Below are 17,327 nucleotides of genomic sequence, written 5' to 3' on the forward strand. Positions count from 1 at the left end.
CTTTTTAATGATACGTCGACAACCGAGATCTACAACTAGAAACTCACACTCTTCACCTACTAGACGCTCTTCCGATCTTGCGGCGCCTCGAGGACGCCTTCGACGGCGTACGGACGCCTACGCCTGCGGCAGCCGCTCCAGCTGGGCGGTGAGGCGGACGATGTCCTCCTCGGCCTTGGCGAGCCGCGTACGGATCTTCTCGACCACGTGGTCGGGCGCCTTGGCGAGGAACGCCTCGTTGCCGAGCTTGCCGTTCGCCTGGGCCTTCTCCTTCTCGGCCGCCGCCAGGTCCTTGGCGAGCCGCTTGCGCTCGGCGGCCACGTCGATCGTGCCGGACAGGTCCAGCGCGACCTCCGCCCCGGCGACCGGCAGGGTCGCCGTCGACGTGAACGCCTCGCCCTCCGGCTGGAGCCGCAGCAGCTGGCGGATGGCGGCCTCGTGCGGGGCGAGCGCCGTGCCGTCCAGGGTCAGCCGGGCCGGGACGCGCTGGCCCGGCTGCAGGCCCTGGTCGGCGCGGAAGCGGCGGACCTCGGTGATGACCGACTGGAGCGTCTCGATCTCCCGCTCGGCGTCCGCGTCCCGGAAGCCGCGGTCGGCCGGCCACTGGGCGATGACGACCGACTCGCCGCCGGTGAGGGTGGTCCACAGCGTCTCGGTGACGAACGGGACCACCGGGTGCAGCAGCCGCAGCGTGACGTCCAGGACCTCGCCGAGGACCCGCTTGCTGACCTCGGCCGCCTCGCCGCCCGCCTGGAAGGTGGTCTTGGACAGCTCGACGTACCAGTCGAAGACCTCGTCCCACGCGAAGTGGAACAGCGCGTCGGACAACTTGGCGAACTGGAAGTCCTCGTAGTACGCGTCGACTTCGGCGACGACCGAGTTGAGGCGGGACAGGATCCACCGGTCGGTGGCGGACATCGCCGACGGGTCCGGCAGCGGGCCGTCCACCGTCGCGCCGTTCATCAGCGCGAAGCGGGTCGCGTTCCAGATCTTGTTGGCGAAGTTGCGCGAGCCCTGGACCCAGTCCTCGCCGATCGGCACGTCGACGCCGGGGTTGGCACCGCGCGCGAGGGTGAAGCGGAGCGCGTCGGAGCCGTACTTGTCCATCCAGTCCAGCGGGTTGACCGCGTTGCCGAAGGACTTCGACATCTTCTTGCCGAACTGGTCGCGGACCATGCCGTGCAGGGCGATGGTGTGGAACGGCGGGGTGCCGTCCATCGCGTACAGGCCGAACATCATCATCCGGGCGACCCAGAAGAAGAGGATGTCGTAGCCGGTGACCAGGACGGAGTTCGGGTAGAACTTCGCGAGCGACTCGGTCCGCTCGGGCCAGCCCAGCGTGGAGAAGGGCCACAGGCCGGAGGAGAACCAGGTGTCCAGGACGTCGGTGTCCTGGTGCCAGCCCTCGCCGGCCGGGGCCTCGTCGTCGGGGCCGACGCAGACGACCTCGCCGTTCGGCCCGTACCAGACGGGGATGCGGTGGCCCCACCACAGCTGGCGCGAGATGCACCAGTCGTGGAGGTTGTCGACCCAGTCGAAGTACCGCTTCTCCATCTCCTGCGGGTGGATCTTGACCTTGCCCTCGCGGACCGCGTCACCGGCGGCCTTCGCGAGCGGGCCGACCTTGACCCACCACTGCATGGACAGGCGCGGCTCGACGGTGGTCTTGCAGCGCGAGCAGTGGCCCACCGAGTGGACGTAGGGGCGCTTCTCGGCGACGATCCGGCCCTCGGCGCGCAGCGCGGCGACGATGGCGGAACGGGCCTCGAAGCGGTCCAGGCCCTGGAAGGGGCCGTGCGCGGTGATGACGGCGTGCTCGTCGAGGACGGTGACGGCGGGCAGGTCGTGGCGCCGGCCGATCTCGAAGTCGTTCGGGTCGTGGGCCGGGGTGACCTTGACGGCGCCCGTGCCGAACTCCGGGTCGACGTGCTCGTCCGCGACGACGGGGATGGAGCGGCCGGTCAGCGGCAGCTTGACGAGCTTGCCGACCAGGTGCTTGTAGCGCTCGTCGTCGGGGTGGACGGCGACGGCCGTGTCACCGAGCATCGTCTCGGCACGGGTGGTGGCGACGACGATGGTGTCGTCCCCGTCGCCGTACTTCATCGAGACCAGCTCGCCGTCGTCGTCCTGGTACTCGACCTCGATGTCGGAGATCGCGGTCAGGCAGCGCGGGCACCAGTTGATGATGCGCTCGGCGCGGTAGATCAGCTCGTCGTCGTAGAGCTTCTTGAAGATGGTCTGGACGGCCTGGGAGAGCCCCTCGTCCATGGTGAAGCGCTCGCGCGACCAGGCGACGCCGTCGCCGAGGCGGCGCATCTGGCCGGAGATCTGCCCGCCGGACTCGCCCTTCCACTTCCAGACGCGCTCGACGAACGCCTCGCGGCCCAGGTCGTGGCGGGACTTGCCCTCCTTGGCCAGTTCCCGCTCGACGACGTTCTGCGTGGCGATGCCGGCGTGGTCCATGCCGGGCTGCCACAGCGTCTCGTGGCCCTGCATGCGCTTGCGGCGGGTGAGGGCGTCGATGAGCGTGTGCTCGAAGGCGTGGCCCAGGTGGAGGCTGCCCGTGACGTTCGGCGGCGGGATGACGACGGTGAACGGCGGCTTGTCGCTCTTCTCGTCCGCCTCGAAGTAACCCCGCTCCACCCAGCGCTCGTACAGCGGCCCCTCTACGTCGGCCGGCGCGTACTGGGTCGGCAGTTCGGTGTCGGGCGCTGGTGGCTGCTGCTGAGCGTTCTCGGTCACGGGGTCAGTTTAGAGGCGTCACGCCGCTGTCCCGAACCGCATTCTTCTGTAACGGTGCGCACCCCGATGGCCTGCGGACACCGGGCCTGCGCCAGGATGTCAGGAACACATAAGCGTCTGAGGGGGAACCCAGTAATGAGCTACAACCAGCCGGGCCCGTACGGCGGGCAGCCCCAGCAGCCCGGGCCGTACGGCCAGCCGGGCCCCTACGGCCAGCAGCCGCCGCAGGCGCCGCCCGCGCAGCCCGGCTACGGCTACCCCCAGCAGGCCCCGCCGCCCCAGCCCCAGCCGGGTTACGGCTACCCGCAGCAGCCCCAGCAGCCGCAGCCCGGCCCGTACGGCCAGCAGCCCCCGCAGCAGCAGCCCGGTCCGTACGGCCAGCAGGCGCCGCAGGGCGTCCCGCCCCAGCAGGGCCCGTACGGCCAGCAGCCCCAGCCCCCGTACGGCCAGCAGCCTCCTTACGGCGGCATGCCCCAGCCGCCGGCCGCCGACAGCGGCGGCGGCCGCGCCAAGAAGACGGCGCTGATCATCGGCGCGGTCGCGGTCGTGGCGGCGATCGCGGTGGGGGCGTACATGGTGATCGGCGGCGGTGGCGGCAGCTCCGTCGCGGACGACGGCCCGCACAAGCTGGTGACGCCTGCGACGGTGCTCGGTGAGTACAAGAAGAGCGACAGCGACGCCTCGGACGGCATGACCAAGGACGACCTGAAGGACGCCCAGGCGTGGGGGGTGAAGAACCCCAAGGACGTCAGCGCGGGATATATGGCCGGTCAGGGGCTGACGCAGAAGATGCTGAACTTCAGCGGCGTCTACGGCACGATCGACGACCCGGAAAAGGTCGTCGACGCCATGTTCTCCAAGATGAAGTCCGAGTCCGAGAAGGACAAGGGCAGCGACGGCACCAAGGGCGAGCTCGAGGGCAGCCCCCAGAAGATGTCGCCGTCGGGCTTCGACAACGGCGTCATGAAGTGCCAGAGCGCCAAGATCACCAACGAGCAGGCGCAGAACGGCGCTCCGAAGACGATGAGCGTGCCCATGTGCATCTGGGCGGATCACAGCACACTCGCCTACGTGCTGCCCATGGACGTGGCCAAGATGGCGACCGGAGGCGGCATCTCCCTCGAGGACGCGGCCGACCTCGCCGCCAAGCTCCGCAAGGAGGTCCGGGTCAAGATCTGACACCGGCACCGCACAGGGAAGGGCCCCGGTCGAGCGACCGGGGCCCTTCCCTGTGTGTTCGTGCGCGGGCGGCTACGCCGTCTTCTGCTCCCCCGCTCCCCGGCCGCGGGCGTCGCGGGGGATCAGGGTCGGGTTGACGTTGGAGAGGACCACGTCGGCGGTGATGACGACGCGGGCCACGTCCTTGCGGGACGGGACCTCGTACATCACGCCCTGGAGGACCTCCTCCATGATGGCGCGCAGGCCGCGCGCGCCGGTCTGGCGCAGGATCGCCTGGTCGGCGATGGCCTCCAGTGCCTCGCGCTCGAAGTCCAGCTCGACACCGTCGAGTTCGAACAGGCGCTGGTACTGCTTCACCAGGGCGTTGCGCGGCTCGACCAAGATCTTCAGCAGGGCCTCGCGGTCCAGGTTGTGGACCGAGGTGATGACGGGGAGGCGGCCGATGAACTCGGGGATCATGCCGAACTTGACCAGGTCCTCGGGCATGACGTCCTCGAACTGGTCCTTGGCCTCCAGTTCCCGCTTGGAGCGGATCGTCGCGCCGAAGCCGATGCCCTTGGCGCCCGCGCGGCCCTCGATGATCTTCTCCAGGCCGGCGAAGGCACCGCCCACGATGAACAGGACGTTCGTCGTGTCGATCTGGATGAACTCCTGGTGCGGGTGCTTGCGGCCGCCCTGCGGCGGGACCGAGGCCGTGGTGCCTTCGAGGATCTTCAGAAGGGCCTGCTGGACACCCTCGCCGCTCACGTCCCGCGTGATCGACGGGTTTTCGCTCTTACGGGCGACCTTGTCGATCTCGTCGATGTAGATGATCCCGGTCTCGGCCTTCTTGACGTCGTAGTCGGCCGCCTGGATCAGCTTCAGGAGGATGTTCTCGACGTCCTCGCCCACGTACCCCGCCTCGGTCAGCGCCGTGGCGTCGGCGATGGCGAACGGCACGTTCAGCATGCGGGCCAGGGTCTGGGCCAGCAGGGTCTTGCCGGACCCGGTCGGGCCGAGCAGCAGGATGTTGGACTTGGCCAGCTCGATGGCGTCCTCGCGGCTCTGGCCGCCGCCGTTCTCCCCGGCCTGGACCCGCTTGTAGTGGTTGTACACCGCGACGGACAAGGCCTTCTTTGCGGCCTCCTGGCCCACCACGTAGCCGTCCAGGAACTCGTAGATCTCGCGGGGCTTGGGCAGTTCCTCCCAGCGCACCTCGCTGGTCTCCGCGAGTTCCTCCTCGATGATCTCGTTGCAGAGATCGATGCACTCGTCGCAGATGTACACACCGGGCCCTGCGATGAGCTTCTTGACCTGCTTCTGGCTCTTGCCGCAGAACGAGCACTTGAGCAGATCGCCGCCGTCACCGATGCGTGCCACGGTGTGCTTCCCCTTCGCCTGGGAGACGCCTGGACGCGTAGAGTCCAGCGGCTCCTGGTGCTGCCTTATGTCGACGGTACCTTGCCGGGCCCCCCGTTCGGGCCCCCCTTGGCACGGTTCACTTGGACGTGACCGCGCCAGGGGGCGACGGGGGGCGCGGTGTCCGCGTCAGCGGACCTCGGCGTTGTTCATCTTGCGGGTGGAGATGATCTGGTCGACGAGCCCGTAGGACAGGGCCTCCTCGGCCGTGAGGATCTTGTCGCGCTCGATGTCCTCGCGGATCTTCTCGATCGGCGTGGTGGAGTGCTTGGCCAGCATCTCCTCCAGCTGCGCGCGCATCCGCAGGATCTCGTTGGCGGCGATCTCCAGGTCGGAGACCTGGCCGCGGCCGGTCTCGCTGTAGGGCTGGTGGATCAGCACGCGCGCGTTCGGCAGGGCCATGCGCTTGCCCGGCGTACCGGCGGCCAGCAGGACCGCGGCGGCGGAGGCCGCCTGGCCCATGCAGACCGTCTGGATGTCGGGCTTGACGAACTGCATCGTGTCGTAGATGGCCGTCAGCGCGGTGAAGGAACCACCGGGGCTGTTGATGTAGACCGAGATGTCACGGTCGGGGTCCATCGACTCCAGGCACAGCAGCTGCGCCATGACGTCGTTGGCGGAGGCGTCGTCGATCTGGACGCCGAGGAAGATCACGCGCTCCTCGAAGAGCTTCGCGTACGGGTCGTACTCGCGCACGCCCTGCGAGGTGCGCTCCACGAAGCGCGGGATGACGTAGCGGGACTCGGCCGTGGGGCCGGTGTACTCGGCGCGCGTCCGGTCGTAGATGCCGCTGCCGGGGAAGTCGTTCACGATGTCTCCTGGAAAGGGGCTGGGCGGTCGGCTGGGGGCTGGCTGGACCGAGTCGGCTCAGGCCCCGGTGCCGCCACCGCCCGGCATGCCGGCGGCGTGCGTGATGACGTCGTCGATGAGGCCGTACTCCTTGGCCTCGTGGGCGTCGAACCAGCGGTCGCGGTCCGAGTCGCGGGTGATCTGCTCCACCGACTGACCCGTGTGGTGGGAGGTCAGCTCGGCCATGCGCTTCTTGGTGTGCAGCAGCCGCTCGGCGTGGATCTTGATGTCGGAGGCCGAGCCGGCCAGACCGGCGGAGGGCTGGTGGATCAGGATCTCGGCGTTGGGCAGCGCGAAGCGCTTGCCGGGCGTGCCCGCGCTCAGCAGGAACTGGCCCATCGAGGCCGCCAGGCCCATGGCGATGGTCACCACGTCGTTCTTGATGTACTGCATGGTGTCGTAGATCGCCATACCGGCCGTGATGGAACCGCCGGGGCTGTTGATGTACAGGAAGATGTCCTTGTCCGGGTCGGCGGCAAGGAGCAGCAGCTGTGCGGTGATCTTGTTCGCGATGTCGTCGTCCACGGGCTGGCCGAGGAAGATGATCCGCTCGCCGAGCAGCCGGTTGTACACCTGGTCGCCGAGGCCGCCACCGATGGAGGGCTCGCCGGCGGCGGAGGGCATCAGATTCGTCACGTATCCACCTGCTCGTCTTACGACGGCGCCGGGCCGTCTCACGTGTTCTGCCGGGGCGTGGGGCCGTCCGGCCGGTTTCGGGGACTCCCCTGCCCTCGTATTCATGGACCCTAACGCGCGGGCCCCTTCGGGGAATCCCGCGAACGGGAGTGTTCGCCGGGGGCGTAGCGCCGGGGCCCGTGGGACGGGGGTGGCCAGGTAGGACGACGGGCCCTGGGGAGCAGTGCCCCAGGGCCCATCGTACGTACGCGGCGGACGCCGCGCGGGGATCAGGCCTCGGCCTTCTCCTCGCCCTCGGTGCCCTCGGCGGAAGCGGCCTCGGCGCTCTCGCCCTCGGCGGCCTCGTCCTCCTCGTCGTCCAGGTCGACGATCTCGCCGTTGGTGTCCTTCACGGTCGCGGCCTCGACCACGACGGCCAGGGCCTTGCCGCGGGCGACCTCGCCGACCAGCAGCGGAACCTGGTTCTGCTGGACGACCGTCTGCGCGAACTGGTCGGGGGACATGCCGGAGGAGGCGGCACGCCGCATGAGGTGCTCGGTGAGCTCCTCCTGGCTGACGTTGAGCTTCTCCTTGTTGACCAGCTCGTCGAGGACGAACTGGGTCTTGATGCCCTTGACCGCGGCCTCGCGGGTCTCGGTCTCGAACTCCTCGGCGGTCTTGCCCTGGATCTCCAGGTACTTGTCGAGGGTCAGACCCATCTGACCGAGCTGGTGGTGCTCGAGGTTGTGCTTGCGGGTGTTGATCTCGTCCTCGAGCAGCTTCTCGGGGACCGGGATCTCGGCCAGCTCCAGCAGCTTGTCCAGGACGCGCTCCTGGGCCTGCGTGGCCTGGTCGTACTGCTTCATGCTCTCCAGGCGCTTGCGGCTGTCGGCGCGCAGCTCCTCGAGAGTGTCGAACTCGGAGGCGAGCTGGGCGAAGTCGTCGTCCAGCTCGGGCAGTTCGCGGGAGGCGACCTGGGTGACCTTGACGGTGACCTCGGCCTCCTTGCCCGCCCCGGAGCCGCCCTTCAGCTCGGAGGTGAAGGTGGCCTCGCCACCGGTCTCCACGCCCTTCACGGCGTCGTCGATGCCGTCCAGCAGCTCACCGGAGCCGATGGTGTAGGAGACGCCGTTGGCGATGCCGTCCTCCAGCACCTCGCCGTCGACCTTGGCCTCCAGGTCGATGGTGACGACGTCGCCGTCCTCGGCGGCGCGCTCGACCGGGCTGGTCGAGGCGAAGCGCTCGCGCAGCTGCTCGACCGCCTTGTCGACGTCCTCCTCGGTCACCTCGACGGCGTCGACCTCGACCTCGATGCCGGAGTAGTCCGGGATCTCGATGGTCGGGCGGATGTCCACCTCGGCGGTGAAGTTCAGCGTCTCGCCGTCCTTCAGCTCGGTGATGTCGACCTCGGGCTGACCCAGCGGGTTCAGCTCGGCGTCGTTGACCGCGTCGGTGTAGAACTTGGGAAGCGCGTCGTTGACGGCCTCCTCCAGAACCGCACCGCGGCCGAACCGCTGGTCGATGACCCGGGCCGGGATCTTGCCCTTGCGGAAGCCCTTCACCGTGACCTGCTGGTTGATCTTCTTGTACGCCGCGTCGAGGCTGTCCTTGAGCTCCTCGAAGGGCACCTCGACAGTGAGCCGAACCCGAGTCGGGTTCAGGGTCTCCACGGCGCTCTTCACGGTTCGGTCTCCTTGTGGCTGACTTCTTGGATTTCGCCGGAGCCAGAGGGTTGTCCGGCGGATTCGCCGCCCGGAGGAGTTCGTAGGCCAGGAGGCCGGACACACGGGCGCGCAGTCTGCATAGTAACCGCAGCCGCTCAACGCCCCAAAAGGCGATCACGGGAATCACGGGAATCACGGGATCCGCCGGGCCCACGGTGTGCCCACGGCGGGTCCAGGAGGTGGGCACTACGTGGCCAGGGTGGGGCCAGGGGGATCCGGTGTGTCCGCGGTGCGGCTGCTGTGCGGCCACGGGAATCACCCGGGACACGTGCGGTGGCGCCGGCCGGGCGGCCGGCGGGTGGTCGGGGTGGCGGGATTTGAACCCACGGCCTTCCGCTCCCAAAGCGGACGCGCTACCAAGCTGCGCCACACCCCGTCTGGTGCGACACGTAGGGTACATGCCCGCAGGCAGTACGGCCTCCGCAATTCCCTCGCGGGGGTGTCTGGGCGGGGGTGGCGGGGTGCGCGCGCCCCGGTCCAGATGTCGCCGTCCGCCAGGTACGGCGTCCTGGGTTGCGCACGCTGCGAGGTCCGTCCCGGGCTCGCGGTCCCGTCCCGGTGGGACAGGGCTCCGCCCCGGCACCCCGGTCTCCCACCGGCGGGCTGAGAAGGTCCCCTTCCCTGGGGCCCCGCGCTGGCCCCCTTGTCTCCCGCAGGCGGGATGAGAGTGCACCCACCCCTCCCCGGGGCTCCGCCCCGGACCCCGGTCTCCCACCGGCGGCCTGAAAGCGCACCCCTCCCCCGGGCTCCGCCCCGGACCCCGGTCTCCCACCCACCCACCCGACTCGGTAAGGAACGAGTCACCCTCCCGGGGCTCCGCCCCGGACCCCACGCGGGGGCTCCGCCCCTGCACCCCAGCACGGCTCGGGCTCTGCACCCCAGCACCGCGCGGGCCCTGCACCCAAACGCAGCGCGGGCCGGCGCCCCGGCAGGGCTCGGGCCGACACCCCGGCAGGACGGGAGCCGACACCACGGCAGGGCTCGGGCCGACACCCCGCGAGGCGAGGCGCGGAACCCCGGCGGGCTCGGGCCGGCACCACGGTCGAACGCGTGGCCGACATCCCGGCAGGGCTCGGGCCGACACCCCGGCAGGACACGGACCAGAACCCCGGCGGACTCAGGTCAGCACCCCGGCCGGACGCGGGCCGACATCCCGGCAGGGCTCGGGCCAGCACACCAGCGGACTCGGGCCGCCACCCCGGCCGGACGCGGGCCGGCATCCTGGCAGGGCTCGGGCCGGCACCCCGACGGAACACGGATCAGAATCCGACTCAGGACAACACCCCGGCCGGACGCGGGCCCGAGCGCCCCAGCGGGCTCGGGCCGCCACCCCGGCGGGCCGGGCCGGAATCCCCGCGGGACGCAAACCGACACCCCAGCAGACAGACTCGGGCGGACGCCCCGGCGGGACGCGGACCAGGACCCGGCGGGATCGGGCCGGAACTCCGGCGAGCGGGTGGGCCGGCCCACGGGCTCGGCCGCCGGCCGACACCCCGGCGGATTCGGCCCTGCGCCCAGCAGGCTCAACCCTGCAACCCGCCCTTCGCGTCGCGGGCGTGCCGGGGCCGTACCGCTGGGGGCTTTCGGCGGCGCCACGGCCTCCCGCGACCCACGCCGGGCGCACCTCGGCCCCTTCCGCCGCACGCGGTGCGGGGTCTTGAGGGCAGGCGCGCGTATGACCGGCCTGGAGCGGGCGTCGCCGGGCCGGTCGTACACGCCTGGGATCCGAGCCATCGCCGACCCGTGGCTTCGGGGGGGGACGAGAACGGCCGGACGGGTGGGGTGCGCCCGGTTCCCGTGGGCTTGCGCCGTGCGCGAATGCCGGCCGGCCGGGGGCCTCGGCCCGGTGGGACTGCCTGGCGGCTGCCGTACTGCCATGCCAGGCCCGCGGCTGCTGTCGGCCGGCGCCGGGTCGGCTGTGACGGCCGTGACCGGCAGCGGAGTTCGCGTAGCCGGCGAGCACAGTCGTGCAGCCGCATACCCCAGGACGCTCCGCGTCGGACCGGGTGGAAGGGGTGTGCGGGGAAGGGGTGGGACCCGCTACGATGCCTGTGTGCCGCGGTCACCCGACCAGCGGCGCGCGTTGTGTGCGGGCGTAGCTCAATGGTAGAGCCCCAGTCTTCCAAACTGGCTACGCGGGTTCGATTCCCGTCGCCCGCTCCAAACGACTCAGGGCCAGGTCAGAGGATCATTCCTCCGCCTGGCCCTGATCTGTTCCGGGGGCTGTGTTCAGTCCGGCGTGTCCCCCGCGTGCCCCTTCGGATGCCGCCCCTTGTCGACGAGGCCGCTCACCGCGTCGGCGATCAGCCGATCCCGCTCGGCGCTCGCGTGCTGGTAGATCAGCGCGGCGCGTGCGGTGCTGTGGCCCATGCGCGCCATCAGCTCCCGAGTGCTGGCGCCGGTCGAGGCGGCGAGGGTGTTACCGGTGTGCCGAAGATCATGGAAGTGCAGACCCTTGATGCCGGCTTGGTCGCACGCCTTGTGCCACAACCGGTTGAAGTGGTTGCGCCGAGGCGTGGCCCCCTTGGCACCGATGAACACCCGGCCGTCCGCACCAGGTTCGGCATACCGCGCGAGGTGATCGCGGATGTCGGGGACGATCGCGGCCGGGATGGAGACCGTGCGCTTGCCGGCCGCGCTCTTGGGAGCCTTGATCTCCCGTTCCCCGTTGTTGAGTTCAGCGACGGCACGACGTACCCGGACCGTACCGTGATCGAGGTCAACGTCACGGCGGTGCAGGCCGACCAGTTCGCCCCACCGCAGACCGAGGAAGCCGGCCATCAGCACCAGCGCCCGGTAGCGGGACTGAACAGCGTCCGCCAGGGCATAGACCTCCTGCACCGTGGCGGTCGGTCGCTCCGGTGTGTGCACGGTGCTGGCGCCTTTGATCTGGCACGGGTTGCGTCTGATCATCTGATCCGAGACCGCCGTGGCCATGATCGCCCGCAGGAGGGCGTACGCCTTCGCGACTGTGGTGGGACCGGTACCGGCGGCCAGCTTGTCCGCACGCCAGCGCCGCACGAACGGAGGCGAGATCTCCGCGACGTTGACGCCACCGAAGGTGGGTTCGAGGTGGAGCCTCAACAGCGACTCGTAGAGCTGACGCGTCCTGACAGTCAGCTCCCGTTCATTGATCCACGCCGAGGCGTACGAACCGAACGAGACCTTCCCGGCGTCCGGATCGTGCCAGTCCCCGCGCCGCATCTCCGTCTGCTTGTCGGCAAGCCACTCGTCCGCTTCCCTCTTGGTGCGGAACGTCTCCGGAGCGGGCCGCAGCAGCCCGTCAGGACCGACGTAGCGAGCCTGGTAGCGACCGGACGGGAGCTTACGCACGCGGCCGAACTGCCGACGCTTGCCGGCCATCAGGCAGCCACCTCCTGAAGACGCGACACACCCCGACGCGGCTCCACCGTGTTGGCGGAGATGAAGGCCCGAACGGCGCTCTCGGGGATGCGCACGTGGCGGCCGACCTTGACGTACGTGATCCGGCGCTCTTCGATCAGGCGCCGAGGAAAGCGCACGGTCGTACCGAGGATCTCGGCAACCTGGTCAACACTCAGGTACCGCTCATTCATAGTCGTCCCCTCCTTGGTCGCGCGGGTCTGCGAGTTCTTCGCGGGCGGTTTCGCGGTTGAGTTGGATGTCGCGGCGGATGGTGGCGGCGAGCCAGGATTCGCCGGGGGTGTGGCCGTGGCCGGCGTAGGTCCAGTGGGCGAGGGTGAGGGTGGTGGCTTCCTCGTCGTCCGGGTCGGGCAGGCCGAGGGCGGCGCGTTGCTGGGCGGCGCGGTAGTCGGCGCGGGTCTGGCGCAGGGCGCCGAGGGTGGTGGAGTAGCGGCGGGACTTGGTGGAGAAGTGGCCGCGGAAGCCGAGCATGTGAGCCCACTCCCGTAACTTCCGGTCCGGGTAGAGGGCGTGCAGGTCGAGGCAGGCGGCGATGAGCCGGGCCGGGTGCTCGGGGACGCCGAGGAGTTCCAGGGCTTCCTTGTTGCCGATGCGGCGGTCGACGGTGCCGGTGGTCTCGGCGGCTTTGGTGGCGTACTTGGCGACGTAGGAGGCGACGGCCTGTTCGGTGATCTCCGAGCCGTCCCCGAAGGCACGGATCGGGCGTACGTCGAGCTGGGTGCCCCAGCGCAGCGTGCGGGCCGGTTGGTCCCCGGCGGGGGGCACGTCGACTGCGACGCGGGCGGCAGCAGCGTGGATCGAGTCGGTGAGCAGGTCGAGGGTGGCCCAGGCCGGCGGGGGGCTGTCCGGTCCCTCGGGGCCGTCGAAGCGGATCACGGCGTGGAAGTGGACGGCTCCGCGCTTCTGGTACTCGGCGACCTTGCCAAAGGCGACGCGGGAGGCCTCACGTGCGGCTTTCTGGGTGAGGCCGGCGCGCTTGGCGATCTCCCGGCGCAGGTAGATCGTGAAGTAGCGCCACAGGTCGGAGGCGTGGTTGTTCCACAGCACCGCGCCGGCGTAGTCGTAGCTCTCGGGATCGAGGGGGGTGCCGAGTTCGGGGGTGTCTTCGGGGTGGCGGGTGCCGCAGCGGCAGGGCCGGTTGCCGGGCCGGTTGTGGACCGGGCCGAACGAGGGGGCGGTGAGGGTGGCGAACACGCGGGGGTGGTCGCGGATGGTGTGGGGGGTGCCTTTGGCGGGGTCTCCGACGAGGCCGGCGCGGATGAGGTGGTAGGTGTCGCCGGCGTAGGTCCAGGCGCAGGCGGGGCAGCGGGAGGCCCGCCGGTTGCCGCAGGCCACGCGGAGGACGCCGCCCGGCTCGGTGTCGGTGGAGTAGGAGTGCAGGACGTGCCGGGTTTCCTTGTCCCGGACGACGACGGAGCCTTGCAGGCGGATCGGGTCGGTGCAGCCGCCGGTGCGGCGGATCTGGTCCTGGATGCGGTCGAAGCCGGGGGACCCGGCCAGCCTCAGCACGTCGGCGAGGGTGGCCGGGTCCAGGCCCGCCATGGTGGCGGTGTCGGTCACGCGGCCACCTCCAGCGCGGCGGGGACCAGGGGGCGCAGGGCGGCGGAGGCGAGCAGCGGCGGGACGGCGTTGCCGATCTGCTCAAACTGCCGGGTCTTGGTGCCCTGGAAGGGGTAGTCGGCGGGGAAGGTCTGGAGGGCAGCGGCTTCCTGGACGGTGATGCGGACGGATTCCGGGCCGTCGGAGCCGTCCTTGTGCCATGACACGTCGTTGCTGGCCCTGGCGAACAGCAGGGTGGCGGCGGGTTCGTCAGCGCGGCGGACGGTGGCGTTGCGGCGGTTGCTGTGCCGCAGGACCCACTGGCTGCCTGCCTTTGCCGTGAAGGTAGGAGTGGGCGCCCTGTGCGGGTCGGTCGTCTGCCGACTGCCGTCGGACATCTGGTTGCGGTTGGTGTGCAGCACCCACGCGCCGCGCCGTTGGGCGTCCATGAGCGCCTTGCGGGCCGAGGTGGGGAAGGGCTCCGGTCCCCCGCTCTTGCCGCCGCCGGCGGTGACGGTGGGAACGGGCCGGTCGGTGGCGCCCCAGCCGAGGGCATCGGCCATGGTGACCCACGGCGCCAGTGCGGGGCCGAACAGCGTGTCGGGTCCGGGGTCCTTGGCGTGGGTGGGCTCAGGGGGCGCCGCAGTGCGGGTGCGGGAGGCCAGCAGGAGCGCGCGGCGGCGGGTCTGCGGGACGCCGTAGTCGGCCGCATTGAGCACGCCGGTCCACACCGAGTAGCCGAGGCCGCGCAGGATGCCCGCGATGTGGGCGAACAGGGGCGCCACGGCCGGTACCTCCTCCAGGGCGATCCAGTCGGGGCGCAGGCCGAGGGCGTAGCGCAGCGGCTCGACGACGAGGAGGGAGCGCGGATCGGCGCAGGCGTCGCGCAACGCACTGCGGGTGTCGCTCCCGCGGGCGATGTCGTCAAGGCCTTGGTGGCACAGGTCCATGTCGTCGTTTCCGGCACGCAGTCCGGCGGCACTGAAGGTCTGGCAGGGCGGGGAGGCGATCAGCCCGGCGACCTTCCCGCGGAGCGGTGCGGTGGGATAGTCGGCAACATCGGCGCGGATCGTGGTGTGGCCAGCGGCGGCGCGGGTGGCGCAGGCCGCTGCGTCGATCTCGATACCGACATCCCGCAGGCCGAGGGCGCGCAAGCCCTCCGACCAGCCGCCGGGGCCCGCGAAGAGGTCCAGGACCAGGCCAGTGTGTGCGGTCACTGTTCGCCCTCCTTCGCGGGGTGGGCGTCGAGCCATGCTTCGGCGCACACCTTGTGGACGGGCTTGCCGTTGTCGGAACGCAGCGGGGTGGGCTTGGTGCACATCACGCACGGCTTGTCGCCGCTGTGGTCGAAGTGGTCGGGTGAGCGCCAGTCGAGGAGGGCCACGGCGGTCACCTCCCGACGCGGGCGAGGCCGGCGGCGGGGGCGCGGTGGCCGGTGCCCTTGCAGGCCGGGCAGGAGACGGTGAGGGTGGCGCGGGTGCCGTCGCGGTGGCGGGTGCCCGTCGTGATCGCGGCGGTGGCGTGGCCGTCGCAGTCGCGGCAGACGCGCGGCGTCTGGGCGTGCTGGGGCATGATGGGGTCTCCCTTTCGGGTCCGTTGGATCTGATGAGGGGTCCAGGCGCCGGGGCGGCGGTCTTTGGCGAGAGAGCCGCCCCGGGGCCGTCAGCGGCGGCGGTTGCGACCGCGGGGGATGGGCGGGATGGAGTCGTAGGCGTCGCGGCCCTGCTGGAACGAGGCGCGGTCGCTGTCGCTCATGCCGGACGCGCCGATCTGCCGGTTGATGCGGCCGACGGTCTTGCGGTCGCCGTGGCGGCGGGCGATGGCGTACTCGCGGCCCAGTTCGGCCATCTGCGGGTTGGCCGGGGCGGTGTCGTTGTTCCTGCGGCTGAAGATGCCCATGGATCGTTCCTCTCGGGATCAGTGGTGGGTGTTGCGCCGGCCGTGGCCCTTGGCCGCGTACATCGCTGCGTCGGCGGTGGCCAGGGCGTCGGTGAGGGTGCGTACCGGCAGGTTCGAGCAGTGGCAGCAGCCGACCGATGCGGAGACCGGCAGGGTGTGGCCGCCGTAGTCGAGGGGCCGGTTCAGGGCGTGTTGCAGGGCTTGGTGGCCGGGGGTGCGGCCGGGGTCGGTGACGATGGCGGCGAACTCGTCTCCGCCGAGGCGGGCGGCGATGCCGTAGCGTCCGACCCAGGTGCTCAGGCGGCGGGCGGTGGCGGTGAGGACCGCGTCACCGGTCGCGTGGCCGTGGGTGTCGTTGGTGGCCTTGAAGTCGTCCAGGTCGACCAGGAGGACCAGGGCGCCGGGGTGCTTGGCCAGCAGGTGTTCGGCGCGGGTGGTCCATCCGGCGCGGGTGTGCAGGCCGGTCAGCGGGTCGCGGCGGGCGGTGGCCAGGCGGCGGACGAGGAGACCGCCGTGGACGGCCCAGCCCAGCGTCGGTAACGCGGCGGCGATCACGTGCGTGTCCATCCTGGTCACCGCCCCTTGTGCAGGTCTTTGACGAGGAGGCGCAGGACGACGGCGACCACGGCGACCGAGACGCCGGTGATGGCGACCGCGAGGAGCATGGAGACCAGGACCGCGCCGACGACCAGGACCACGGCGGTGCCGCCGCCGACGAGGGCGAGCGCGGTGCCGGGGGTGAGCTGGACCGTGGGCCGGTTCGAGGCCGGCGCCGGGGCGACCGGGACCGGTGCCGGGGCCGGGGTGGTGGTGGCCGGGGTGTGTTCGACCGCAGGCGTCGGCGCGGGGAGCGGGGTGGTGGAGGCGGTGTCCGGGGGCGGGTACTTCGGTGTGAACACGGGCTCTTCCCTTCTGTCAGGCGGTGCAGCGGTGGGTACGGGCGGAGAGTTCGGCGGCGGAGCGGTCGCGGTGGTCGGTGGAGAAGCCGCAGCCGGGGGCGGTGCAGGCGGCGGTGTGCCGGGTCTGGCCGCGTCCGTTGTTGTAGGTGCCGACCTTGACCGGGCCGATCTTGATCACGTCGTAGAAGCGGTTCGGGCGCATGGGCGGACTCCTTTCTGATCAGGCGAGTTGGAGTTGCGCGGCGATGGCTTCGCAGGTCGGGGCGGGCAGGCCGAGCCGGGCGGTCAGCGCGGCGGCGGTGATCTGCTCCCCCGTGCTGTTGCGGTGTGCGTCAGCGATCGAACGGGCGTGGTCGAGCAGCGCCGGCGGAACCGGCGGGGCGACGGCGGGCGGCTTGGGCGGTGCCGGGGCCAGTTCCGCGGGGACCGGAGCCGGGGCCGGGGCCGGGGGTGCCGGTTCGGGGGTGTCGGTGCGGTGCATCTCGACTTCCGGCGCCTCCGTCTCGTCCGCTTCCGGGGCCGGTTCGGGAACCGCCGGGGTAGGCGCGTGGACGAGGAGGGTGCCGCCGAGGAAGGCGAGGGCGGGCCAGCCGGCGACGAGGATGCGCAGCCAGGCGGGCACCTGGTGCAGGTCGAGGAGTCCGGCGGTGGCGACGTTCGCGCCGAGGGAGGCCGCCAATGCGATGGCGAACCAGGTCCAGGAGGAGCGGTCCCGGCCGGCCCGGAGGCGACGCCAGGCGGCGACCAGCAGCAGGTCGACCGAGACCGGGTAGGCCCATGCCTTCCAGCCGGACTGCCCGGCCGCCGCCGCCAGGTCGTGCAGGTGCGCGAAGGACAGCGCACCGGCGATCACGGCCTGGATCAGGACGGCATCGGGGCGGACAACTCGGTTCACGGGGATCACTCCCCGCCCGCGGGTGCCTCGCCGGTGCCCAGGCAGGTCAGGCACAGAGCGGCTTGCCGGTTGTCGGTGACGCGGCCCTTGCGGGCGCCGACGCGGACGGTTTCACTCGTCTCGCCCTTGCCGTCACAGTCCGGGCAGGACACCGGCTTGGGCAGCACCTTCTTACGTGTGGCCATG

18 protein-coding genes and 2 tRNA genes are annotated in these 17,327 nt (G+C 71.0%); 2 read left to right on the forward strand and 18 right to left on the reverse strand.

Annotation, left to right across the window (positions count from 1 at the left end; all coding sequences use genetic code 11):
• Positions 1-117: 117 nt before the first annotated feature.
• Entirely contained in the window at positions 118-2,742 is a 2,625-nt protein-coding gene (locus AB0G56_RS37935) for a valine--tRNA ligase (RefSeq protein ID WP_360979493.1), read from the reverse strand.
• Positions 2,743-2,877: 135 nt separating this feature from the next.
• Between AB0G56_RS37935 and AB0G56_RS37940 the strand changes: the two genes are divergently transcribed.
• Entirely contained in the window at positions 2,878-3,921 is a 1,044-nt protein-coding gene (locus tag AB0G56_RS37940; RefSeq protein ID WP_360979496.1) for a hypothetical protein, read from the forward strand.
• 72 nt (positions 3,922-3,993) lie between these two features.
• On the opposite strand, the gene clpX is transcribed toward AB0G56_RS37940, so the two are convergent.
• The 5 genes from clpX to AB0G56_RS37965 all read right to left on the reverse strand — a co-directional run bounded on the left by clpX (position 3,994) and on the right by AB0G56_RS37965 (position 8,883).
• Entirely contained in the window at positions 3,994-5,280 is a 1,287-nt protein-coding gene (gene clpX / locus AB0G56_RS37945) for an ATP-dependent Clp protease ATP-binding subunit ClpX (RefSeq protein ID WP_360979500.1), read from the reverse strand.
• A 168-nt stretch (positions 5,281-5,448) separates the two neighbouring features.
• On the reverse strand, positions 5,449-6,129 hold the full coding sequence (locus AB0G56_RS37950; RefSeq protein ID WP_360979503.1) for an ATP-dependent Clp protease proteolytic subunit: 681 nt from the start codon (positions 6,127-6,129) through the stop codon (positions 5,449-5,451).
• Between the two features lie 57 nt (positions 6,130-6,186).
• Positions 6,187-6,792, reverse strand: coding sequence for an ATP-dependent Clp protease proteolytic subunit (locus AB0G56_RS37955; protein ID WP_360979607.1), 606 nt, complete (start codon positions 6,790-6,792; stop codon positions 6,187-6,189).
• Between the two features lie 281 nt (positions 6,793-7,073).
• Entirely contained in the window at positions 7,074-8,465 is a 1,392-nt protein-coding gene (tig, locus tag AB0G56_RS37960) for a trigger factor (protein ID WP_360979506.1), read from the reverse strand.
• A 341-nt stretch (positions 8,466-8,806) separates the two neighbouring features.
• Positions 8,807-8,883: transfer RNA gene (locus AB0G56_RS37965), tRNA-Pro, on the reverse strand.
• 1,713 nt (positions 8,884-10,596) lie between these two features.
• Here AB0G56_RS37965 and AB0G56_RS37970 point away from each other — a divergent pair.
• Positions 10,597-10,670 (forward strand) — tRNA-Gly (locus AB0G56_RS37970).
• 66 nt (positions 10,671-10,736) lie between these two features.
• On the opposite strand, the gene AB0G56_RS37975 is transcribed toward AB0G56_RS37970, so the two are convergent.
• From AB0G56_RS37975 to AB0G56_RS38030, 12 genes are all read right to left on the reverse strand, one after another.
• Positions 10,737-11,870: a tyrosine-type recombinase/integrase gene (locus AB0G56_RS37975; RefSeq protein WP_360979509.1), complete on the reverse strand. Its 1,134-nt coding sequence runs from the start codon at positions 11,868-11,870 to the stop codon at positions 10,737-10,739.
• Positions 11,870-12,082, reverse strand: a complete 213-nt coding sequence (locus tag AB0G56_RS37980; protein ID WP_360979512.1) for an excisionase family DNA-binding protein — start codon at positions 12,080-12,082, stop codon at positions 11,870-11,872. Before AB0G56_RS37980 ends, AB0G56_RS37975 begins: the two co-directional genes overlap by 1 nt.
• The gene (repSA, locus tag AB0G56_RS37985) at positions 12,075-13,469 is read right to left on the reverse strand and encodes a replication initiator protein RepSA (protein ID WP_360979515.1); all 1,395 of its coding nucleotides are present in this window, start codon (positions 13,467-13,469) and stop codon (positions 12,075-12,077) included. The genes AB0G56_RS37980 and repSA overlap by 8 nt, the downstream gene beginning before the upstream one ends.
• Positions 13,466-14,665 carry a DNA cytosine methyltransferase gene (locus AB0G56_RS37990; RefSeq protein ID WP_360979518.1) on the reverse strand — a complete coding sequence of 400 codons (1,200 nt, stop codon included), beginning with the start codon at positions 14,663-14,665 and terminating at the stop codon, positions 13,466-13,468. The genes repSA and AB0G56_RS37990 overlap by 4 nt, the downstream gene beginning before the upstream one ends.
• A complete protein-coding gene (locus AB0G56_RS37995) occupies positions 14,662-14,832 on the reverse strand; it encodes a hypothetical protein (RefSeq protein WP_360979521.1) in 171 nt (56 codons plus the stop codon). Before AB0G56_RS37995 ends, AB0G56_RS37990 begins: the two co-directional genes overlap by 4 nt.
• 5 nt (positions 14,833-14,837) lie before the next feature.
• A complete protein-coding gene (locus tag AB0G56_RS38000; protein ID WP_360979524.1) occupies positions 14,838-15,020 on the reverse strand; it encodes a hypothetical protein in 183 nt (60 codons plus the stop codon).
• 90 nt (positions 15,021-15,110) lie between these two features.
• Positions 15,111-15,347 (reverse strand): hypothetical protein, encoded by a 237-nt coding sequence (locus tag AB0G56_RS38005; RefSeq protein WP_360979527.1) that lies wholly within the window; start codon positions 15,345-15,347, stop codon positions 15,111-15,113.
• Positions 15,348-15,365: 18 nt separating this feature from the next.
• Positions 15,366-15,914 carry a GGDEF domain-containing protein gene (locus AB0G56_RS38010; RefSeq protein WP_360979530.1) on the reverse strand — a complete coding sequence of 183 codons (549 nt, stop codon included), beginning with the start codon at positions 15,912-15,914 and terminating at the stop codon, positions 15,366-15,368.
• Positions 15,915-15,919: 5 nt separating this feature from the next.
• Entirely contained in the window at positions 15,920-16,246 is a 327-nt protein-coding gene (locus AB0G56_RS38015) for a SpdD protein (RefSeq protein WP_360979533.1), read from the reverse strand.
• A gap of 16 nt (positions 16,247-16,262) precedes the next feature.
• Complete coding sequence (locus AB0G56_RS38020; RefSeq protein ID WP_360979536.1) at positions 16,263-16,448, reverse strand: mobile element transfer protein; 186 nt, start codon at positions 16,446-16,448, stop codon at positions 16,263-16,265.
• A gap of 18 nt (positions 16,449-16,466) precedes the next feature.
• The gene (locus AB0G56_RS38025) at positions 16,467-17,141 is read right to left on the reverse strand and encodes a DUF2637 domain-containing protein (RefSeq protein WP_360979539.1); all 675 of its coding nucleotides are present in this window, start codon (positions 17,139-17,141) and stop codon (positions 16,467-16,469) included.
• 5 nt (positions 17,142-17,146) lie between these two features.
• Complete coding sequence (locus AB0G56_RS38030; RefSeq protein WP_360979542.1) at positions 17,147-17,326, reverse strand: hypothetical protein; 180 nt, start codon at positions 17,324-17,326, stop codon at positions 17,147-17,149.
• Between the last annotated feature and the right edge of the window lies 1 nt (position 17,327).

Source organism: Streptomyces sp. NPDC021356 (assembly GCF_040641015.1).
Classification (GTDB): domain Bacteria; phylum Actinomycetota; class Actinomycetes; order Streptomycetales; family Streptomycetaceae; genus Streptomyces.